General features: G+C 41.2%; 15 protein-coding genes and 1 tRNA gene. 9 read left to right on the top strand and 7 right to left on the bottom strand.

All coding sequences use genetic code 11. The features are described 5' to 3' along the window. Positions 1–40: 40 nt before the first annotated feature. The 3 genes from H6G74_RS15020 to H6G74_RS15010 all read left to right on the top strand — a co-directional run bounded on the left by H6G74_RS15020 (position 41) and on the right by H6G74_RS15010 (position 1,527). Positions 41–113, top strand: a tRNA-Phe gene (locus tag H6G74_RS15020). A gap of 220 nt (positions 114–333) precedes the next feature. Beyond that, complete coding sequence (locus H6G74_RS31210) at positions 334–483, top strand: hypothetical protein (protein WP_242051237.1); 150 nt, start codon at positions 334–336, stop codon at positions 481–483. A 519-nt stretch (positions 484–1,002) separates the two neighbouring features. Beyond that, positions 1,003–1,527, top strand: coding sequence for a DUF2808 domain-containing protein (locus tag H6G74_RS15010; RefSeq protein ID WP_190968437.1), 525 nt, complete (start codon positions 1,003–1,005; stop codon positions 1,525–1,527). Positions 1,528–1,594: 67 nt separating this feature from the next. On the opposite strand, the gene H6G74_RS15005 is transcribed toward H6G74_RS15010, so the two are convergent. Further along, positions 1,595–2,545: a D-2-hydroxyacid dehydrogenase gene (locus H6G74_RS15005; protein WP_190968436.1), complete on the bottom strand. Its 951-nt coding sequence runs from the start codon at positions 2,543–2,545 to the stop codon at positions 1,595–1,597. A 549-nt stretch (positions 2,546–3,094) separates the two neighbouring features. Between H6G74_RS15005 and H6G74_RS15000 the strand changes: the two genes are divergently transcribed. The 6 genes from H6G74_RS15000 to H6G74_RS14975 all read left to right on the top strand — a co-directional run bounded on the left by H6G74_RS15000 (position 3,095) and on the right by H6G74_RS14975 (position 8,734). Continuing rightward, complete coding sequence (locus H6G74_RS15000) at positions 3,095–4,204, top strand: sulfonate ABC transporter substrate-binding protein (protein ID WP_190968435.1); 1,110 nt, start codon at positions 3,095–3,097, stop codon at positions 4,202–4,204. An 11-nt stretch (positions 4,205–4,215) separates the two neighbouring features. Continuing rightward, positions 4,216–5,037: an NADPH-dependent oxidoreductase gene (locus H6G74_RS14995; RefSeq protein WP_190968434.1), complete on the top strand. Its 822-nt coding sequence runs from the start codon at positions 4,216–4,218 to the stop codon at positions 5,035–5,037. 83 nt (positions 5,038–5,120) lie between these two features. Further along, positions 5,121–5,543 (top strand): beta-lactamase hydrolase domain-containing protein, encoded by a 423-nt coding sequence (locus H6G74_RS14990; RefSeq protein WP_190968433.1) that lies wholly within the window; start codon positions 5,121–5,123, stop codon positions 5,541–5,543. A gap of 198 nt (positions 5,544–5,741) precedes the next feature. Then, a complete protein-coding gene (locus H6G74_RS14985; protein ID WP_190968432.1) occupies positions 5,742–6,596 on the top strand; it encodes an ABC transporter ATP-binding protein in 855 nt (284 codons plus the stop codon). Further along, complete coding sequence (locus tag H6G74_RS14980) at positions 6,553–7,407, top strand: ABC transporter permease (protein ID WP_190968431.1); 855 nt, start codon at positions 6,553–6,555, stop codon at positions 7,405–7,407. Before H6G74_RS14985 ends, H6G74_RS14980 begins: the two co-directional genes overlap by 44 nt. A 49-nt stretch (positions 7,408–7,456) precedes the next feature. Then, positions 7,457–8,734 carry an MFS transporter gene (locus tag H6G74_RS14975; protein WP_190968430.1) on the top strand — a complete coding sequence of 426 codons (1,278 nt, stop codon included), beginning with the start codon at positions 7,457–7,459 and terminating at the stop codon, positions 8,732–8,734. A gap of 61 nt (positions 8,735–8,795) precedes the next feature. On the opposite strand, the gene H6G74_RS14970 is transcribed toward H6G74_RS14975, so the two are convergent. From H6G74_RS14970 to H6G74_RS14945, 6 genes are all read right to left on the bottom strand, one after another. Beyond that, the gene (locus tag H6G74_RS14970; protein ID WP_190968429.1) at positions 8,796–9,863 is read right to left on the bottom strand and encodes an aliphatic sulfonate ABC transporter substrate-binding protein; all 1,068 of its coding nucleotides are present in this window, start codon (positions 9,861–9,863) and stop codon (positions 8,796–8,798) included. A gap of 109 nt (positions 9,864–9,972) precedes the next feature. Continuing rightward, the gene (locus H6G74_RS14965) at positions 9,973–11,796 is read right to left on the bottom strand and encodes an ABC transporter ATP-binding protein (protein ID WP_190968428.1); all 1,824 of its coding nucleotides are present in this window, start codon (positions 11,794–11,796) and stop codon (positions 9,973–9,975) included. A gap of 23 nt (positions 11,797–11,819) precedes the next feature. Beyond that, on the bottom strand, positions 11,820–12,818 hold the full coding sequence (locus tag H6G74_RS14960) for an aldo/keto reductase (RefSeq protein WP_190968427.1): 999 nt from the start codon (positions 12,816–12,818) through the stop codon (positions 11,820–11,822). A gap of 79 nt (positions 12,819–12,897) precedes the next feature. Further along, the gene (locus H6G74_RS14955; protein WP_190968426.1) at positions 12,898–13,551 is read right to left on the bottom strand and encodes a carboxylesterase family protein; all 654 of its coding nucleotides are present in this window, start codon (positions 13,549–13,551) and stop codon (positions 12,898–12,900) included. An 86-nt stretch (positions 13,552–13,637) separates the two neighbouring features. Next, complete coding sequence (locus H6G74_RS14950) at positions 13,638–15,176, bottom strand: amidohydrolase family protein (protein ID WP_190968425.1); 1,539 nt, start codon at positions 15,174–15,176, stop codon at positions 13,638–13,640. 125 nt (positions 15,177–15,301) lie between these two features. Further along, positions 15,302–16,666, bottom strand: a complete 1,365-nt coding sequence (locus tag H6G74_RS14945) for an LLM class flavin-dependent oxidoreductase (RefSeq protein ID WP_190968424.1) — start codon at positions 16,664–16,666, stop codon at positions 15,302–15,304. Between the last annotated feature and the right edge of the window lie 989 nt (positions 16,667–17,655).

The following is a 17,655-nucleotide window of genomic DNA, read 5'->3' as shown; positions in this document are numbered from 1 at the left end:
TTGCTAAGATTATAAATCGTGGCGCAAAAACAAAGCAACCGCCGGGATAGCTCAGTTGGTAGAGCAGAGGACTGAAAATCCTCGTGTCACGAGTTCAAGTCTCGTTCCTGGCATCGCTAAAAACCCCTTGAAATCGTTGAATTTCAGAGGGTTTTTGATTTATTTGTAAGTTTTGTTGTCATTTAGTTTTCTTATCGGAACCGTATTGCCTTATAAAGTTAAAGCATCGAAACCACACCGCTAAGTTACCGACATGATCGCTACTACAGCCATTACACCCATTATGTACGCTTCCTGTTTTTTACTGGATGTAGACCATCTGAGGCAATTGCTTTGAAGTGGAAACATATTACTAACAGTGTGATTCAGTTTCGGGAATCGGTTGTGGTGTATGAAGATGGCTTGGTCTTGAAAGAAGGACTGAAAACCCAAATAAAGCGGGATTTCCCAATTAACTCGGAAGTAACAGCGATTTTGGCATAGTGATGTACTTATTCAAAATCCTTACACCCAATCTCCACAGATAATTTTTGTGCGTAATTCCTGTTCAAAAGCAAACCACAAAATATTTTTTATTTAAGTATTTACAATATAATTTTATACCCTTATATTAGGGTAAGAAAGGCGACCGCCCCAAAAGCATCACAGGCAAAGCTTCTAGAAATTGCGCGGAACTCCATATTGTAGTCACAAACCTCAAAGCCATTTATACCCGGACTTGTAAGTTATGGAGTTACAGCATAATAAAGATTATTCAAAACTTTTATTTATGATTTTAAGAATAAATAATATTTGCTTTTATTATTTGCCCTGTCTTATCTTGGAACTAAGAACAATTAATACCAATTCTATGTGAGGTTGCATTTAATCTTTTATCTCTTCTTTCTTTGTGTCCTTTGCGCCCTTTGTGGTTCGTTCTTTAATTCAGTGCATCTTCATACAGAATTGGTATAAATACATAAATGAAAATTTATCCAGGTTGATTTTAGAAAAAATTTACCTATGAACTATATTAGTAATGCCATGAAAAATACTTCTATATTATCTAAAGCTTTGTTGGTTGCTAGTTTTGGAATATGTATGCTACCTGTTTCCAAAACCTATGCCCTTGATGCCAGCACTACATATAATCAAACGAGTGCAGCAGCAGCAACTTATTACTTCACTGTTACCATACCTGCTTCTGGGGCAGAACCTTTACAACAAGTGACGCTGACGCAGATTCAAGGCAGCGAAGATATTGAGTATGATATCAAACAGAGTAGAGCTTTTGTGGAAAGGAGCGATCGCACAAGCCAAAATCTGCCTATTTCTTCGATAAGTAACTCAACTGAAAACGGTTCAGTAACAATTCAATTCGCACAGCCTTTACCAACAGGCACAACAGTAAAAATTGCTCTCAAACCGTACCGTAATCCTATTTATGAGGGAGTTTATTTATTTGATCTCAAGGCTGCTCCTGCAAATCAGAATACAGAAAGTCAATCTCTTGGTGTAGCTCGCTTACAATTTTACCCAAATGACTAAACAGCAGCACCAAAAATTTTAAACTGTTGTAAGGTGGGCATTGCTCACCTTATAAATTTATTATTTATTAGTAACCAGCGTCTTTATCTACAATATTCCGCATAGGTTTGCCGTTATAGTAGCGTGTAAAATTATCAAGAAATAGTGAAATTGCTCGCTGTTTGGTTTGCGGAGAATGCCCAGAACAGTGGGGTGTAATAAAAATATTTGGTTGAGTCCACAAAGGGCTTTCTGGAGATAGCGGTTCTGTAAATACTGTATCTAAAGCTGCACCAGCAATTTTACCTGTCTGTAATGCTTTGATAAGTTCAGCTTCATCAACAATTGCACCACGCGCAATATTAATTAGATAAGCATCGGGACGCATGAGGCTGAATACTTCTGCATCAATTAGTCCTTTAGTTTCTTTAGTCAGAGGTGTAGCAATCACCACATAGTGAGCTTCCGCTAAGAGTGATTTCCATTCATTTGTACCTACCACTTTATCAAAGTTAGGTAATGGTTGCGGATTACGGCGACTACCAAAAATTTTTAAACCAAAAGCTTTCGCACGCTTGGCAATTTCTTGTCCAATTCCACCTGCACCGATAATTAACAATGTTTTGTCTAGCAATTCTTCATTTCTAAAACTTCTTTGCCAACTTTTTTGAGTTTGTAATTCATGCAACTTCAGAAAATTTTTGGAGTAAGACAACATATAAGCTAGAACAAATTCAGCTATAGGAATAGCATGAAGCCCCGCACCGTTAGTTAGGATAATTTCACGTTCTAAATACTGTGGTGTCAGAATGTTATTGACACCTGCATTTGTGGCTTGATGCCAACGTAATTTAGGTGCTGAATCTAAAACCTTCTGTAAAGTTGTAGGTTTAATATAATACAACCAACTGAAATATACTTCCGCATCTGTCGCATCACCATCAATATTGCCATCAACATCTGCTCGGACAATTTGTGTATTTTTAGGTAGATGCGGCTGAATCTCATCAGCAACTTCTATCGGTAGAATGAGCTTCACAATACTCTACTCCTTTCACTTTTTGAGTATAGCTGAGTAATATGCGATCGCAATTACAGCAATTTTCTCTTACACCATAATCTTTAGTAACGAAACAACATTGGTGTATATCTACCAAGTGCTAAATTCAATAAAGATTTTTTATGATTTTTGCTGTCTCACAATCCTATAATATAACGCTTAATTTAAGTATAAAAAACCCATCCATTTACCGTATTTAATATTAAAAATCTAAAATTTACCATAACCTTATCAATTAATCAAGTTTGTTTTTTAGCTTTCAAATACTGAGATTAACGTAGCAATAAACACTTTTTAACCACAGTTTTTCTGAAACAATACAATCTTATAAGATTATACTACTAAAATTTGGTCAACTTAGTGTATTATTGAATTCATGTCAGTTAATCACTGTTTTAGACTGATTTATTTATGTATGTGAAAACCTAAATATATGTTGATGCAAATGCTTCAATCTAGATTGGCGTTCTCTGCATCAAATTTACTGTTCATATTTCTCTATTCAATTTAAATCCTACTGGAGATTAAATGATTAATTTTATCTTTTACAAATTTTTTACCGTATTAAAGAGGTTTTTGTTTTCTCATGTTGTACGTCAACATAAATTCTTCTCTGTCATCCCTTTTTCTGTAGCTGGTGCTTTTATTGCTGGCTTATGTCTGAGCTTGTTATTTGCCGCTTGTACAACACAGAATACAAGTAATCCTACTAATGTATCTGCCAATAACTCTACTCAAAATAAAGTATCAGTAGTTAGATTTGGCTATCAAAAATCTGCAATTCTGTTAAAAAGTAAAGGACTTTTAGAAAAGCGACTACAACCTGAAGGCGTATCTGTTGAATGGATTGAATTTCCGGCTGGGCCACAACTTTTAGAAGCGATGAATGTTGGTAGTATCGATATAGGTCATACAGGAGAATCACCACCAATTTTTGCTCAAGCTGCTGGTGCTGCCATTACATATATAGCAGGAATTAACCCTAGCCCTGCGAATTCGGCAATTCTTGTTCCGCAAAATTCTGCCATCAAAACAGTCAATGACCTCAAAGGAAAAAAGATTGCTTTTCAAAAAGGTTCTAGCGCACATTATCTGCTGGTACAAATATTAGAAAAATATGGTCTGAAATATAGTGATATTCAGCCTATATATTTACCTCCAGCCGATGCGCGTGCTGCCTTTGTCAAAGGTAGTATTGATGCTTGGTCAATTTGGGACCCCTTTTATGCAGCAGCAGAAGAATCAGCTAATGCTCGTGTGTTAATTGATGGTAAAGGAATTAATAAGCAAGGAGGATATTACCTTGCTAGTCAAAAGTTTGCCAACCAGCAACCAGAGATTATTAAAGCTATCTTAGAAGAAATTCAAAATTTGGAAGCATGGTCTGCTCAAAATCGAGATGAAATGGCGACGACTCTCGCTCCTATTTTGGGTATTGATTTGGAAACTATGAAGAAAAGTACAAATAGAAGAAACTTTGGAATTAGACCAATTACCCAGGAATTAATCACTCTCCAGCAGCAAGTCGCTGATAAATTCTATGAACTAAAATTAATTCCCAAACAAATTGATGTGAAACAAGCCATGCTGACACCTGAGCAATATGCAGCTTTTTCACCTAAAACACTCAATAATTAGTATTCGTCATTATGAGCGATCGCACTGAGTTACTCAACCGTCGTTATGGTGTAGATGTTTTCCACACAGATATTCGTTGGAATGAGACTATAACTAACTTACTATCTCATCGTTCGATTCGTGCTTATCTGAGTGAACCATTACCACCAAACACTCTAGAAACTTTAGTAGCAGCAGCGCAGTCTGCATCTACTTCTTCAAATCTCCAAACTTGGAGTGTAGTTGCTGTTGAAGATGCACAACGTAAAGAAAAGTTATCGCAATTAGCGAATAACCAAGCGCACATTCGCCAATGTCCTTTGTTTCTGGTGTGGTTGGCAGATTTGGCGAGATTAACATACATTGCCGACAGTCAAGGATTACCCCATGAGGGTTTAAATTATCTAGAAATGTTTCTGGTGGCGGCTATAGATGCAGCATTAGCAGCCCAAAATGCGGTTGTCGCCGCAGAATCATTGGGTTTGGGAACAGTTTATATCGGTGCGTTGCGGAATCATCCAGAAGCAGTCGCAGAGGTGTTGAATTTACCGCCTCACATTGTTACCGTGTTTGGGTTGTGTGTTGGTTATGCAGATTCATCAGTAAATGTGGAAATTAAACCCCGTTTACCTCAAGCGGCTGTATTGCATCGGGAGACTTATCAATTAGAAAAACAAGACCAGGAAATTGAGCTTTATAACCAAATTATGAAACAATTTTACGATTCGCAACAGATGAATGTTCCTGGTGATTGGTCAGAACACTCAGCTAAACGAGTTGCGTTTCCTGAGTCTTTATCTGGACGCGATAAGTTGCGGCAAGTTTTGAACCATTTGGGGTTTGAGTTGCGTTAGAAAAGTCCTAGGTCTTGAGTAAAAGAACTACTACCCACTGTAGAAAGACCAAAACTACAACACCATAAATTTTACGTATTAATATGACCAATACTAAAAAGATTAGTGATGATTTGAGTGCGGCTGGACAACTCACACCAGAGCAATTACAACAAGCTGCATCTGAGGGTTTTAAATCTGTGATAAATTTGCGATCGCCTGATGAGCAAGGTTTTTTGAGTGACGAACAGCAGCAAGCAGAAGCAGCTGGACTAAAATATGCCAATATCCCTTTAAAACCTACAGAACCAAATCACGAGTTAACCAAAACAGCACTTACGGAAATTGCTGATTTACCCAAGCCGATATTAATTCACTGTGCAGCTGGTGCTAGAGCATCAGGAATTGCCTTGATTGCCAATGCAATTCAAGAAGGTTTGACGAATGAGCAAATCACTCAAAAAGCTGCTGATTTAGAAATTAGTCTAGAACAACCACACCTGAAGCAATTCTTATTAGGCAAATAAGTTGCAATAACTGAGAAGGATTTGTCTAATATCTGCAAGCATATCAGGCATAAATAAGCGATCGCACCTACGTAAATGCGATCGCTTATTTATGCGTTAAAAATTACAGAATTCGCCCAACACAAATTAGACTCTTGACTTATAAAATACGTAAAGCTAATATTTAGCTAAACTAAATATTAGGACTGCATCAAACTCGTGACCAGACTTACGGGAAACATTGATTTGTCAGAATCACTTGCTAGTCGCCCTAAAGCGGTGATTTTAGAAACACAAGGACTAACGCGTTACTTCGGTAAAGCTGTTGCTGTCAATGATTTGAGTATCACAGTAGAACAAGGCGAGGTATTTGGCTTACTCGGCCCAAATGGCGCGGGTAAAAGCACAGCCATCAAGATGTTGACTACGCTATTGCCTCTGAGTGCAGGCAGCGCAACTATAGCTGGCTATGATGTAACTAATCAGGCTGCTGCTGTTAGAAGGCTATTTGGCTATGTACCACAAGCTCTTTCGGCTGATGGGAGTCTGACAGGATACGAAAACCTCTTAATCTTCGCCAAGCTATACGATATTCCTGTTAAATATAGGCAAAGGCGTATCCGAGAAGTGCTAGATTTCATGGGTTTGCAAGCAGCCGCCCATCGTTTAGTACGTAATTATTCTGGGGGCATGATTCGCAAGCTAGAAATTGCCCAATCTATCATGCACCAACCCAAGATTTTGTTTTTAGATGAACCAACTGTAGGGCTAGATCCCATTGCCCGGACTCAAGTATGGCAACTTGTACAACAACTACGTACAGATTACGGTACAACCATATTTTTAACTACTCACTTTTTAGAAGAAGCCGATAGTCTGTGTAGCAAAGTGACGATTATGCAGCAAGGCCGAGTTGTGATTACAGGCACACCCAGCGATTTAAAAGCTTCTTTGGGTAAGCCAAATACAACCTTAGATGATGTCTTTATTCATTACACAGGCGATCAATTAACATCAGGAGTTAACTATAGTGATACAGTCAGAACCAGACGGACGGCTCAACGGTTGGGTTAAGACAAAACTTTCTTACCGCGACAATGTGATTTCTACAACTATTCAAATATTGACAAAAACTCTCGTGATTGCAGAGATGGAAGTGCGGAAACTCCGGCATGATCCTACTGATTTAGTAATTCGAGCCGTGCAACCATCACTGTGGTTGTTGATTTTTGGGCAAGTCTTTACCAAAATTCGGGCAATTCCCACAGGTGATTTACCTTATCTAGATTTCATGGCTGCGGGTATTTTAGCGCAGAGTGTGCTATTTGTAGCAATATTTACTGGTGGAATGACACTAATTTGGGAAAGAGACTTAGGAGTTGTACATAAATTTCTTGCCAGTCCGACACCAAGAGTGGCAATGGTGTTAGGTAAGTCTTTAGCCTGCGGAGTGCGCTGTTTATCTCAAATATTTATTATTTACGTATTAGCACTAATATTAGGTGTCAAACTTAATCTTTACCCCTTGGCTATTATCCAGGTGCTATTAATTGTCCTGTTGGGGGCGGCTTGTTTTTGCGCCTTTTCCTTAATCATTGGCTGTTTGGTGAAAACTAGAGAACGGATGACAGGAATTGGACAGTTATTAACGATGCCGTTGTTTTTTGCTAGTAATGCCATCTATCCCATTTCTATGATGCCCAACTGGTTAAAGTTTTTGTCTCATATTAATCCTTTAACTTACCAAGTTGATGCACTACGTGGCACGATGTTAGCGAATGGAAGTAGTATATATGGCTTTGGTTGGGACTGTACAATTCTCTTGCTAACATTAGTCGGCTTGACCTTAATTTGTGGACGACTTTATCCACGGGTAGCAATGTAATCAGGAGAATATGTTTTTCAGATTGAACAAGGGTTAGCTTTACTAAAAAATGTCTTCGAGCAAACAGAAAATAAACCTCTTTAAAATTAAGTCTGCACAACACGATCCTTTTGCAGCATTGAGGTTTCGAGATTATCGACTATTTACGATTGGGCGTTTACTTTTGTTTATTGGTTCACAAATGCAGACTGTGGCCATTGGTTGGGAATTGTACGATCGCACAAATTCAGCTTTAGCATTAGGTGGGGTTGGGTTAGCCCAAGTCTTGCCCATGATTGCCCTTACCTTGATTACTGGACATATAGCAGATCGCCACGATCGCAAACTGACAATGTTGCTGTCAGTAATACTATTAGCTTTATGTTCCCTAGCCTTGGCTGTACTTTCTTGGACTAAAGGCGCAGTAATTTTATTTTATGTCTGCTTGGTATTCACAGGGATTGCTAGAGCATTCTTAAAGCCTGCCAGTGATGCCTTGATGTGGCAATTGATACCTGTTAGTGCCTTTACCAATGCAGCCACTTGGAATAGTAGTAGCTTTCAGTTAGCTTCAGTCATCGGCCCAGCCTTGGGTGGATTTGGCATTGCCTTCTTAGGAGGTGCGACAGGGGTATATGTGCTGGCAGCAGTTGCTGGATTAATGTGTTTTATCTTAACTGCGGCAATCTCAAAACAACAAACTATTCGTTCTACAGAACCAATCTCACTCAAAGCTCTTTGGGCTGGGGCTAAGTTTGTCTGGGAGAACCAGATGATTTTAGCAGCCATTACCTTGGATATGTTTGCAGTGTTGTTGGGAGGTGCGATCGCGCTACTACCTATCTTCGCCAAAGATATTTTACGGGTAGGGCCGTTAGAGTTAGGCTACCTGCAAGCAGCCCCCTCTATTGGTGCATTATTTATGGCAGTTGTACTGGCATATTTACCACCTTTACGCAAAGCTGGGCCTGCTTTACTTTGGTCAGTAGTTGGCTTTGGTGTTGTGACAATTATCTTTGGGCTATCGCGTTGGTTTTGGCTGTCATTATTGATGCTAATGCTGAGTGGCGCACTAGACACAATTAGCGTTGTGATTCGTCATACCTTAGTGCAAATTAGAACACCAGATCATTTACGCGGTCGCGTTGCTGCGATTAATAGTGTATTTATTAGTGCCTCAAACGAGTTAGGAGGGTTTGAATCAGGACTAGCTGCGGCTTTATTTGGCCCTATCATTTCTGTAGTTAGTGGTGGAATTGGCACAATTTTTGTTGTGATTGCTGTAGCTACAATTTGGCCAGGAATTGCCAAATTAGGAGCATTACAAGAGTATGAAAAAAAGGAGTAAGAAGGTTGGTGTAAACTCAAGAAACACTATTTCTTATCCTATACTTCTGTTCCCTGTTCCTTTATTTCTGGCTAATTGTCGTAGGAGTAATAGCTGCATATTGTTCAGATGTCAGCACAGCTTCTTGAATATTAACAGGTTTAGGAAGCAAGCCATTTTTATAGAAGTAATCAGCAACTCTTTGTTGTTCTTCGATTAACTCAGGAGAAATAGCTCTTAGCCCATAGCTACGACGACTAAGTACCAAATCCATCACTGCTGGATCTAGTCTTTGATGAGGCATAATTAATTTTGCTGTTTCTTCGGGATTAGCTTCTGCCCAGCGTTGAATTTTATCAATTTCCTCAATTACAATTCGCAGTAATTCTGGATTATCAATAGCAAACTGTCTTCTACCAATGTAATATCCCCCCGGAGTGTCAAGCCCTTGGGCAGTTTTGATAATCCGCACCTTACCTAATTTTTCAGCCCTCGCTAAATGAGGATCACCAGTTACCCAAACAGGAATTTTCCCTTCTAGAAATGCACTACTAGCTTCTACATTAGGTATACTTAGGACTTGTATATCTTCAGGTTTTAAACCTACATCTTCTAAAGCTCTAATAATGAAATAGTGAGAAGCAGAAGCTTTTTGAAAAACTACTTTTTGCCCCTTAATATCTTTGACACTCTTAATAGATGAATCTGGGGGAACAGCGATCGCACTTCCTCTACCACTTTTTTCGGTGCGTCGTGAACCAACCACATAAACAATATCAGCACCAGCAGCTTGGGCAAAGATTGGCGGTGTTTCTCCTACAGAACCCAAATCGATTTTATCTACATTCATCGCTTCCATAAGCTGTGGCCCTTGAGCAAATTGCGCCCATTCGACTTTGATACCCAAAGGTTCTAGACGTTTTTCTAATACTCCTGTCACCCTCACCAAATCGCCAGCTTGTTGATACCCCATACGCAGAACTTTCGTTTTGATGCCACTGGTAGCTGATACATTCGTTGTAGTATTAGATGTTTCCAATGTTGAGGTTGTGGGGTTGCAACTACTGATAACCAAGGCAGTTGATAAACCCAATAAACTTGCTGTACCAAACCGGATAAAACGGCGGCGAGTGTTGAATATTTTAGTCATATGTGCAGTGAAATAAATAATTCCTGAGAGAAGGTGTTGAAAGTCAAGTTAGGAGTATAGGGATATACAAAACATTGGATGTTTTGTTAGTCATGAGTAAGTCCTAATTCTAGTTATTAACTCCTACAGGTAAAAATCCACCTGCCTGCATTTTCCATAACTTGTAGTAAGCACCACGGCGTGTTAGCAGTGTAGTATGAGTGCCATCTTCGATAATGCGACCTTGGTCAAATACCAAAATGCGGTCTAGATGGGCAATAGTAGATAGTCTATGCGCCACTACAATCACGGTTTTTCCATCCATCAATGAATCTAAAGTATCTTGGATCGCTTTTTCAGTGATGGAATCGAGGCTGGAGGTGGCTTCATCTAGAATTAGGATCGGCGCATCTTTGAGGATAACTCGTGCGATCGCAATCCTTTGTCTTTGCCCTCCAGAAAGTTTGACACCACGTTCACCTACCAAAGAATCATACCCTTCCTTAATCTGAGCGATAAAATCGTGAGCATAGGCTTGACGTGCTGCCTCAATCACTGCCTCGTCGGTCGCATCTATTCGCCCATAACGAATATTTTCTATTAATGTCCGATGGAACAGAGATGGATCTTGGGGAATCAAGCTAATTTGGGAGTGTAGGGCATCTTGCGTCATATCTTGAATATCAACCCCATCAATCAGAATCTGTCCAGATTGGGGGTCAAATTGACGCAAAATCAGATTGACGAAGGTGGATTTTCCAGAGCCAGAGAAGCCAACCAGCCCGACACGCTGGCCTGGTTGGATGATGATAGAAAGGTTGTCAAATACTTTTTTCCCAAGTGAGTAACTAAAATTCACTTGGCGAAACTCAATCTGTCCCTGAGTAATTGAATGGGCGATCGCATGATCTCCATCAATAAGTTCATGGGGTTGAACAATAGTCAGAACGCCATTAGCAATATTACCGATATGTTCAAAAAATTCGAGAAACCGTTTGCTTAAATTTCGGGCTTCGCTGATGATTAACAGTGACAAACTGGTGGCGACAACAAAATCAGCGGCAGCAATTTTACCCTGACTCCAGAGTAAGAGAGAGTAATACAAAGTGCCAATTTTCAGGATTGCTGCTGAGATATACTGAAACCAGCGAATTCGCTCCGAGTACCAGTTGGACTTTCTCACCTCTTTAAGTTCGTGCTTTAACCGCTCATTCAAATAACGTCGTTCAAAACCCAGACGAGCAAATAGTTTGCTACTAGTAAGATTTGTTACCGCATCTACGATGATGCCAGTTGTCTCACTTCTGGCTGCTGCGGCTTTGCGGGAATAAATTCGGCAGCGAGTTGCCAACCAGAACGAAATACTGATGAACAGAACTGCCCACGCTCCCACGAGTGCAGCTAGAGGAGGATAGGCGCGATACAGTAAAATCGTGGCGACGATATACACGATAATTACTGCCATAAATTCACTAATCAGCATTTGCATCGTCTGTGTGACACCCAGAGAAGTTTCGCTGATCCGATGTGCCAATGACCCTGCAAAACTGCTGCTGAGGTAGCGATGAGAATGATGCTGCAAGTAAGCATAGAGCGATCGGACGATGTGCTGTCGGTGGATCGGATGGAGGATAGTCTGCAAAAGTCCAGCTGATCGCCCAAATACCACTTCACCCAAACTCAAGGCGGTGAACAACATCAGAGGTTGGCTGACAGCATGAAAAATCTCCTTACTGTCCCCTGGCGATCGCGTCACACTCCGGATGATTTCGCCAATGGCATAAGGTAACATGATTCCACAAGTTGCGTGTATTACCTCCAAAATCACCATTGCCACATACCACCAGCGGAACTGGTTCACGAAATAGCAAATGAACTTAAAGGTCGTCTCCGGCAAGGGTGGCGCATCGGCAGCACGTTGAAAGGATTTAAATTTTCTGGACTTTTTGGGCATGAATGCTGAATTAATTTTCATTCCTAACGCAGAGAATCACCCTTGCGGTATTCGGCGGTGATGTCGTCTAGCTTTTGTTTCAAATTGTCGTCGAGTTTTACTTCTGTGGCTTTGAGGCTGTCAGCGAGTTGTTCTGGACGGCTAGCACCAATAATGGGAGCCGTAATAATCGGATTAGCCAAAACCCAAGCTACTGCTAAAGTAGTGAGTGGCAATCCAGCGAATTCTGCAACTGTACGTAATTCCTCAACAGTATTAAACTCGCGATCGCGCCAATAACGTTCTTGATAACGTTCCGCCGCAGTCCCCAGAGTAAAACGTGTACCTTCCGTAGGGCCTTGAGCAAGGTTATGCTTCCCAGTCAGTAAACCACCTGCCAAAGGATTGTAAGGAATTACACCTAATCCTTCTTCTTGCGCCAGTGGTAAAAGTTCTCGCTCAATCTCGCGGAACAACAAATTGTAGCGGGGTTGAATTGACACAAAACGGGTCAAATTTCTCACCTCGGCACGACCCAAAGCGCGAGCCAGTCGGTAAGCTAAGAAGTTAGAAACCCCGATATAGCGTACTTTTCCAGCACGAACTATAGTATCCAATGCTTCTAGAGTTTCATCAAGAGGAGTTGAAGCATCATCAGAATGTAATTGGTACAAGTCAACATAATCAGTTCTCAATCTTCTGAGGGAAGCATCGATCGCATCTAATATATGTTTGCGAGAAGCACCTTGATCCCAAGGCGCAGTGCCAACCCGGCCAACAGCCTTTGTCGCTAAGATAAAATGTTCGCGTTTACCTTTGAGCCAACGCCCAATAATTTCTTCGGTACTTCCAGCTGTAGTTAATCCTCCGCCAAGCGGATAAACATCAGCTGTATCAAGAAAATTGATACCAGCTTCAGCCGCAGTATCGAGGATACGTCTGGAAGTTTCTTCATCTGTCTGCAAGCCGAAAGTCATTGTACCCAGACAGAGACGGGAAACAGTCAATCCCGTTTTACCGAGTTTAGTTGTTGATAATGTCATTTCTTTGCGTCTTTGCGTGAGACAAAAAAATTTATGCAAGAGGTCTAAAATCTAGCAGTTAGTTTCTCGATATTCCGCCTCAGACAACTACAGAAGCTTGACGACGACTCTGAGAAACAAACCACTGTTGCAATTTCAAATCAGTGTAAACTTCATCGGCAATAAAATGATCGCCTTCAGGCAGTACAGTAAAATCTACTGTTCCCCCCAATCCGCGCAAGGTATCGACAATCTGCTGCGTATCTTCAACTGAGAGCTTTTCGTCCTTAGCACCTTGGAATATTTGGATCGGAATTTCCTTGAGTGCATCTAATTGACTGGCTTCTAAAGTTTTGGGAACACGACCAGATACCGCTACCAGTCCAGCAAAGCGACCAGGATGAGAAGCAGCGATGTGCCATGCCCCAGCCGTACCTAAGCTGAACCCAGATATAATGACACGAGACGGATCGATAGGCCGGGAGGCGATAAAATTATCCAACAAAGCGATTACATCTGATTCTCGCTCCACCCAAGTCTGCCCTTCAGGAAGTTGGGGTGCTAAAAAGAAGTAAGGTAAGGGGCTGGATTCATTCACAAAACGAGGTAAACCCCATTTCAGCAGCACATCTAAATCATTACCGCGATCGCGTGCGCCATGTAAAAACACAACCAGAGGCGCGGGTTTGTTGGCATCTTCAGCAACAGCAGAGAACAGATAAGGCAATAAACCAGAGCGACGTTCGATAGCCATAGTTGTAATTCCTCAAGTGTATGTTTGGTGGTCAGATCCCCGACTTCTTTAAGAAGTCGGGGATCTTGTAGTCTCACAGCAAAGATTTAAGCGACTACAAGGTTTTTATCAGCTTGTGGAGACGCAAGGTTGTTTACCTTGGATTCAATCGCTGTACCCTTGAAGAAGTCAGGGTTAGCTTGGGTGTAGAACTTATAAGGATTACCGAAGACATAAGCTTTAAAGTCAGCTTCAGAAATCACCCCTTCTTGCACTAAATCCCAGCTTTCTGCTAGAGGATCTGTCAAGTCGGGTACATCCCAGTGACCAACATCAGAGGAATAGATGGCGTTGATTTTCACACCCAAGGGATTGGCTTTATCGTTGAATGCTGCGCCAATGGTGCGATCGTCAGATTCAGAACCAAAGAAGAAAGTATTCACCCAGCGATCGCGAATATCTTCAATGCTTTCAATCCCAGCCGCAGCAAAGTCTTCTAATTCGCTACCAACTGGTGAACGGCTATGGCGGTTAAAGGAAGAACCTAAAACACTCTTTGTCAATTCTTCTTTACTCAGCGCATGGGCTTCTAGGAATTCACTACCAAAACGCTCAAACAATGCGAATAACTCATCAGAATTTGTTAGTTCTGGGTTGTAATTTTGCAGTCCTTTGAGGCTGCGCTTGGAGAAACGGTCTACTAAATGAATGTAGACGTGTGCGCCCCAATCTGCACCACCTTCAAGCATAGCTACGCGCAATTGTGGGAAACGCTTGGTAACACCACCAAAGAACAGTGCTTTGGCGAATGCTTGTGAACCATCGGCAAAGTGACCGATGTGGTTGTTCATGTAGTTGCTGATAGAAGAGCGTCCAGTCCAACCTTGACTGCCGTAATGGGTAGTAATGGGTACACCTAATTCAACGGCTTTTGCCCAGAATGGATCGTAGTCGTATTCACTATCTAAGCCGTAGAAGTCGATGTAAGAGGCATATTTAGCGATTTCCGGGAATTGGTCAGATGGATATTTATCTGCGATCGCCTTAATTGGCCGTTTCACACCACCAGGAATATTTGCTACTTTTAACCCTAGTGTTTCTACAGCAAACTCTAACTCTTCAACTGCTTCTTGAGGAGTAGTCATCGGGATGCCAGCTACCACCGTCAGGCGATCGCTATATTTCCGATACAAGTCTGCATGATAATGATTTACAGCCCGTTGCAGTGCTTGGCGATGTTCTGGTTTAGCTCCCGCAGGTGCAAGAACGTTATTAGGAAACAATACAGAATAATCTGATCCCTGTTCTGCCTGACGCTGATAGAAGAGTTCGGGCAAAGTATAAGTAGCTAAATCTAGAGTATTGCGGGTAACTCTTGCCCACCAAGGAGAACGAATTGTGCGGTTGTATTGACGTTCTTCTGGGGTTTGTTGATACCAGTCTTTACCGTTGACTTTGGAATTAAGACGAGAAGATTCAGCTTTGCGTAATTCGTCTACGAGTTTAGAACCACCGTAATTAGCAATGTAATCCTCAAGTGCCGGAGTGAAATCATTAGTGTGAACGTCGGTGTCAATGATTGGGTAATCTAAAGTTGCTCTAATTGCTGCGGAGCGCGAAGTTTTTAATCTGCTATATTCAGTCATGTTTTTGTCCTGGAAAAAATTACAAATCAAGTCAGCTATCTACGAGGAAATGTGCAGCACCTAGGCGGTGATCTGCAAAAGAGGCGTTTTAAAAAATATGGCTTAACCATCCGTGAGAAATTAACTTACGCCAGCACCAATCTTTCATCCACTTGTTGAACAGCAAATTGATTAACAGGACGACGCAGCCCCAAGTTTTCCCGCAAGGTATGACCTTCGTATTCGGTACGGAATAGACCGCGTTTTTGAAGAATAGGAACGACTAAATTAACGAAGTCATCCAACCCTGTAGGCAAGATGGGCGGCATAATGTTAAAACCATCTGCTGCACCATTGTTGAACCATTCTTCTAGTTGGTCGGCAATACTTTCGGGTGTACCAATTATCGTGCGATGACCTCTTGCAGTAGCCAGAGCTAGATATAACTGGCGCAGTGTAAGAGTGCCACGAGTAGCCAAATCTTTTACTAGTTTTAGACGGCTCTTGTTGTTGTTAGTCTCACTAGGCAATTCAGGTGCTAGGTCATCTAGAGAATATTTCGACAAATCAACACCTTTGTAATAGTTTCGCAAAATACCCCAAGCTACATCGGGATGAATTAACGATTGAATGAATTCGTATTTTTCTTGAGCTTCTTCTTCAGTCCGGCCAATGATCGGAAAAGCCCCAGGCATAATTTTTAGATCCTCTGGAGAACGCCCATATTTTGTGAGCCTACCTTTGATATCAGCGTAAAATTCTTGGGCATCGGCTAGGGTTTGATTCGCAGTAAAAATCACCTCAGCAGTCTGTGCTGCTAATTCTCGCCCTGCTTCCGAAGCTCCTGCTTGCACAATTACTGGATAGCCTTGGGGCGGACGAGCAACGTTCAAGGGGCCTTTGACAGAAAAATATTTACCTTTGTGATTGAGGATATGCAGTTTTTTGGGGTCGAAATAAACACCAGATTCTCTATCACGGATAAAGGCATCATCTTCCCAACTATCCCACAAACCTTTCACTACTTCTACAAACTCTTGGGCGCGTTCGTAGCGTTGGCTATGTTCTGGATGATGCTCAAGTCCAAAATTAGCAGCCGCATTTTCATTACCTGTGGTGACTACATTCCACCCTGTCCGGCCTTCACTTAAATAATCTAAAGAGGCAAATTTACGAGCCAAGGTATAGGGTTGTTCGTAGGTAGTTGAGGCGGTAGCAATAAAGCCGATGTTTTTGGTAACAGTAGACAAGGCCGAAAAAAGTGTTACAGGCTCAAAATGAACAAGCTTACCATTGCGTTTTTGAGTTTCTGGTGCGCCACCCCAAACCCCTGGACTGTCCGCCAAAAACACTGCATCGAATAAGCCACGTTCGGCAGTCTGGGTAATTTCTTTGTAATGCTCGAAATTTAACCCAGCGTCTATTTGTGCATCTGGATGTCGCCAAGCCGAAACATGATGTCCAGTGGCTTGAATAAATGCACCTAAACGAAACTGGCGTTTTTTGCTCATCTGCTTTTTTCTCTGTTCGATAGCTAAATTAGTTGATGTGGACGTATTAGATTAAAGGCGCGATCGCATGGCGTTGATTGTTAACACTAACGCCTTGAGTCAAATAAACCATTTTCCCCCTTTGCACCCGTATTTTTAAGTATCCAGAAGGCTTAACTGCTAGTAATGCTTCTTCGGTATTTACTTCACTTGGGCTTACCCGCCATAAACAATGTTCAAACAGAAGCCTGTGGAGTGGAGAAGTTTAAACAGGGGTGCTTTATATCTGTTGAACTCACTTTATCTGTTGTCTATTAATCTTAAAATACTTTAAATCGATTGATTTACCGTATTTTATTCATAAGCAAGCTTTTCACACTTACAAGAAAAATGCAAGTAGTGCTTAACACAAGTTTGCTCAAAGTTCTAAGACAAGTTCTAAAACAATATATAGCAAGGGTATTGTTTTTTTTGAAAAATTATGCAAATATCCTGAATTAATAGCAAACTACTAAAACTCGATATTCTTAAAGTAGTATGCTAACGGTCACTAGTTAGTAGTTCGCTAATCCAACTTGAAAGGGTCAAGCATAAAGGGGAAAGGAAAAAATTTTTGTCCCTGCCCCTTAAACCTTCTTCCTTTGCCTAGGTCGTGTTTTCAAACTATTCATGTTGCCTCCTAACTTTTTAGCTCCCCCTAAATCCCCCTTCAAAAGGGGGGACAGTGCTGTGGGCGGGTTTCCCGACTTGAAGCGACTGTCGTGGACTTTAAGAGTTTCTTAGCCTCCCTTTTGAAGGGTGTTGGAGGATCACAGAGTTTGAAAACAGTCCCTAGCCTTAACTCAGCATAGTTAACTTGCAAGGATATCAAGCTAATTCAGCTTTTCAAATCAATACCTCATGTTCTCTATTGCTTGGTGCATGATTTTTTAAGACCATAGAGCTTTTGCCAAAGGTTTTTATTAATAACCCTCTTTTAAGATAATCTTTCTCCGAAATATATATCTAAT

Source organism: Nostoc spongiaeforme FACHB-130, from assembly GCF_014698475.1.
Taxonomy (GTDB): Bacteria; Cyanobacteriota; Cyanobacteriia; order Cyanobacteriales; family Nostocaceae; genus Nostoc_B; species Nostoc_B spongiaeforme.
Note: the sequence above shows the minus strand (reverse complement) of the source record. Positions and strands in the feature narration are given on the sequence as shown.

Bases quoted from the DNA above. Each gene is read 5' to 3' on its own strand.
- H6G74_RS14950 (WP_190968425.1), bottom strand. From the start codon at position 15,176: ATGACTGAATATAGCAGATTAAAAACTTCGCGCTCCGCAGCAATTAGA.
- H6G74_RS15010 (WP_190968437.1), top strand. From the start codon at position 1,003: ATGAACTATATTAGTAATGCCATGAAAAATACTTCTATATTATCTAAA.
- H6G74_RS14970 (WP_190968429.1), bottom strand. From the start codon at position 9,863: ATGACTAAAATATTCAACACTCGCCGCCGTTTTATCCGGTTTGGTACA.
- H6G74_RS14955 (WP_190968426.1), bottom strand. From the start codon at position 13,551: ATGGCTATCGAACGTCGCTCTGGTTTATTGCCTTATCTGTTCTCTGCT.
- H6G74_RS14960 (WP_190968427.1), bottom strand. From the start codon at position 12,818: ATGACATTATCAACAACTAAACTCGGTAAAACGGGATTGACTGTTTCC.
- H6G74_RS14965 (WP_190968428.1), bottom strand. From the start codon at position 11,796: ATGCCCAAAAAGTCCAGAAAATTTAAATCCTTTCAACGTGCTGCCGAT.
- H6G74_RS14945 (WP_190968424.1), bottom strand. From the start codon at position 16,666: ATGAGCAAAAAACGCCAGTTTCGTTTAGGTGCATTTATTCAAGCCACT.
- H6G74_RS14975 (WP_190968430.1), top strand. From the start codon at position 7,457: ATGTCTTCGAGCAAACAGAAAATAAACCTCTTTAAAATTAAGTCTGCA.
- H6G74_RS14995 (WP_190968434.1), top strand. From the start codon at position 4,216: ATGAGCGATCGCACTGAGTTACTCAACCGTCGTTATGGTGTAGATGTT.
- H6G74_RS15000 (WP_190968435.1), top strand. From the start codon at position 3,095: ATGATTAATTTTATCTTTTACAAATTTTTTACCGTATTAAAGAGGTTT.
- H6G74_RS14990 (WP_190968433.1), top strand. From the start codon at position 5,121: ATGACCAATACTAAAAAGATTAGTGATGATTTGAGTGCGGCTGGACAA.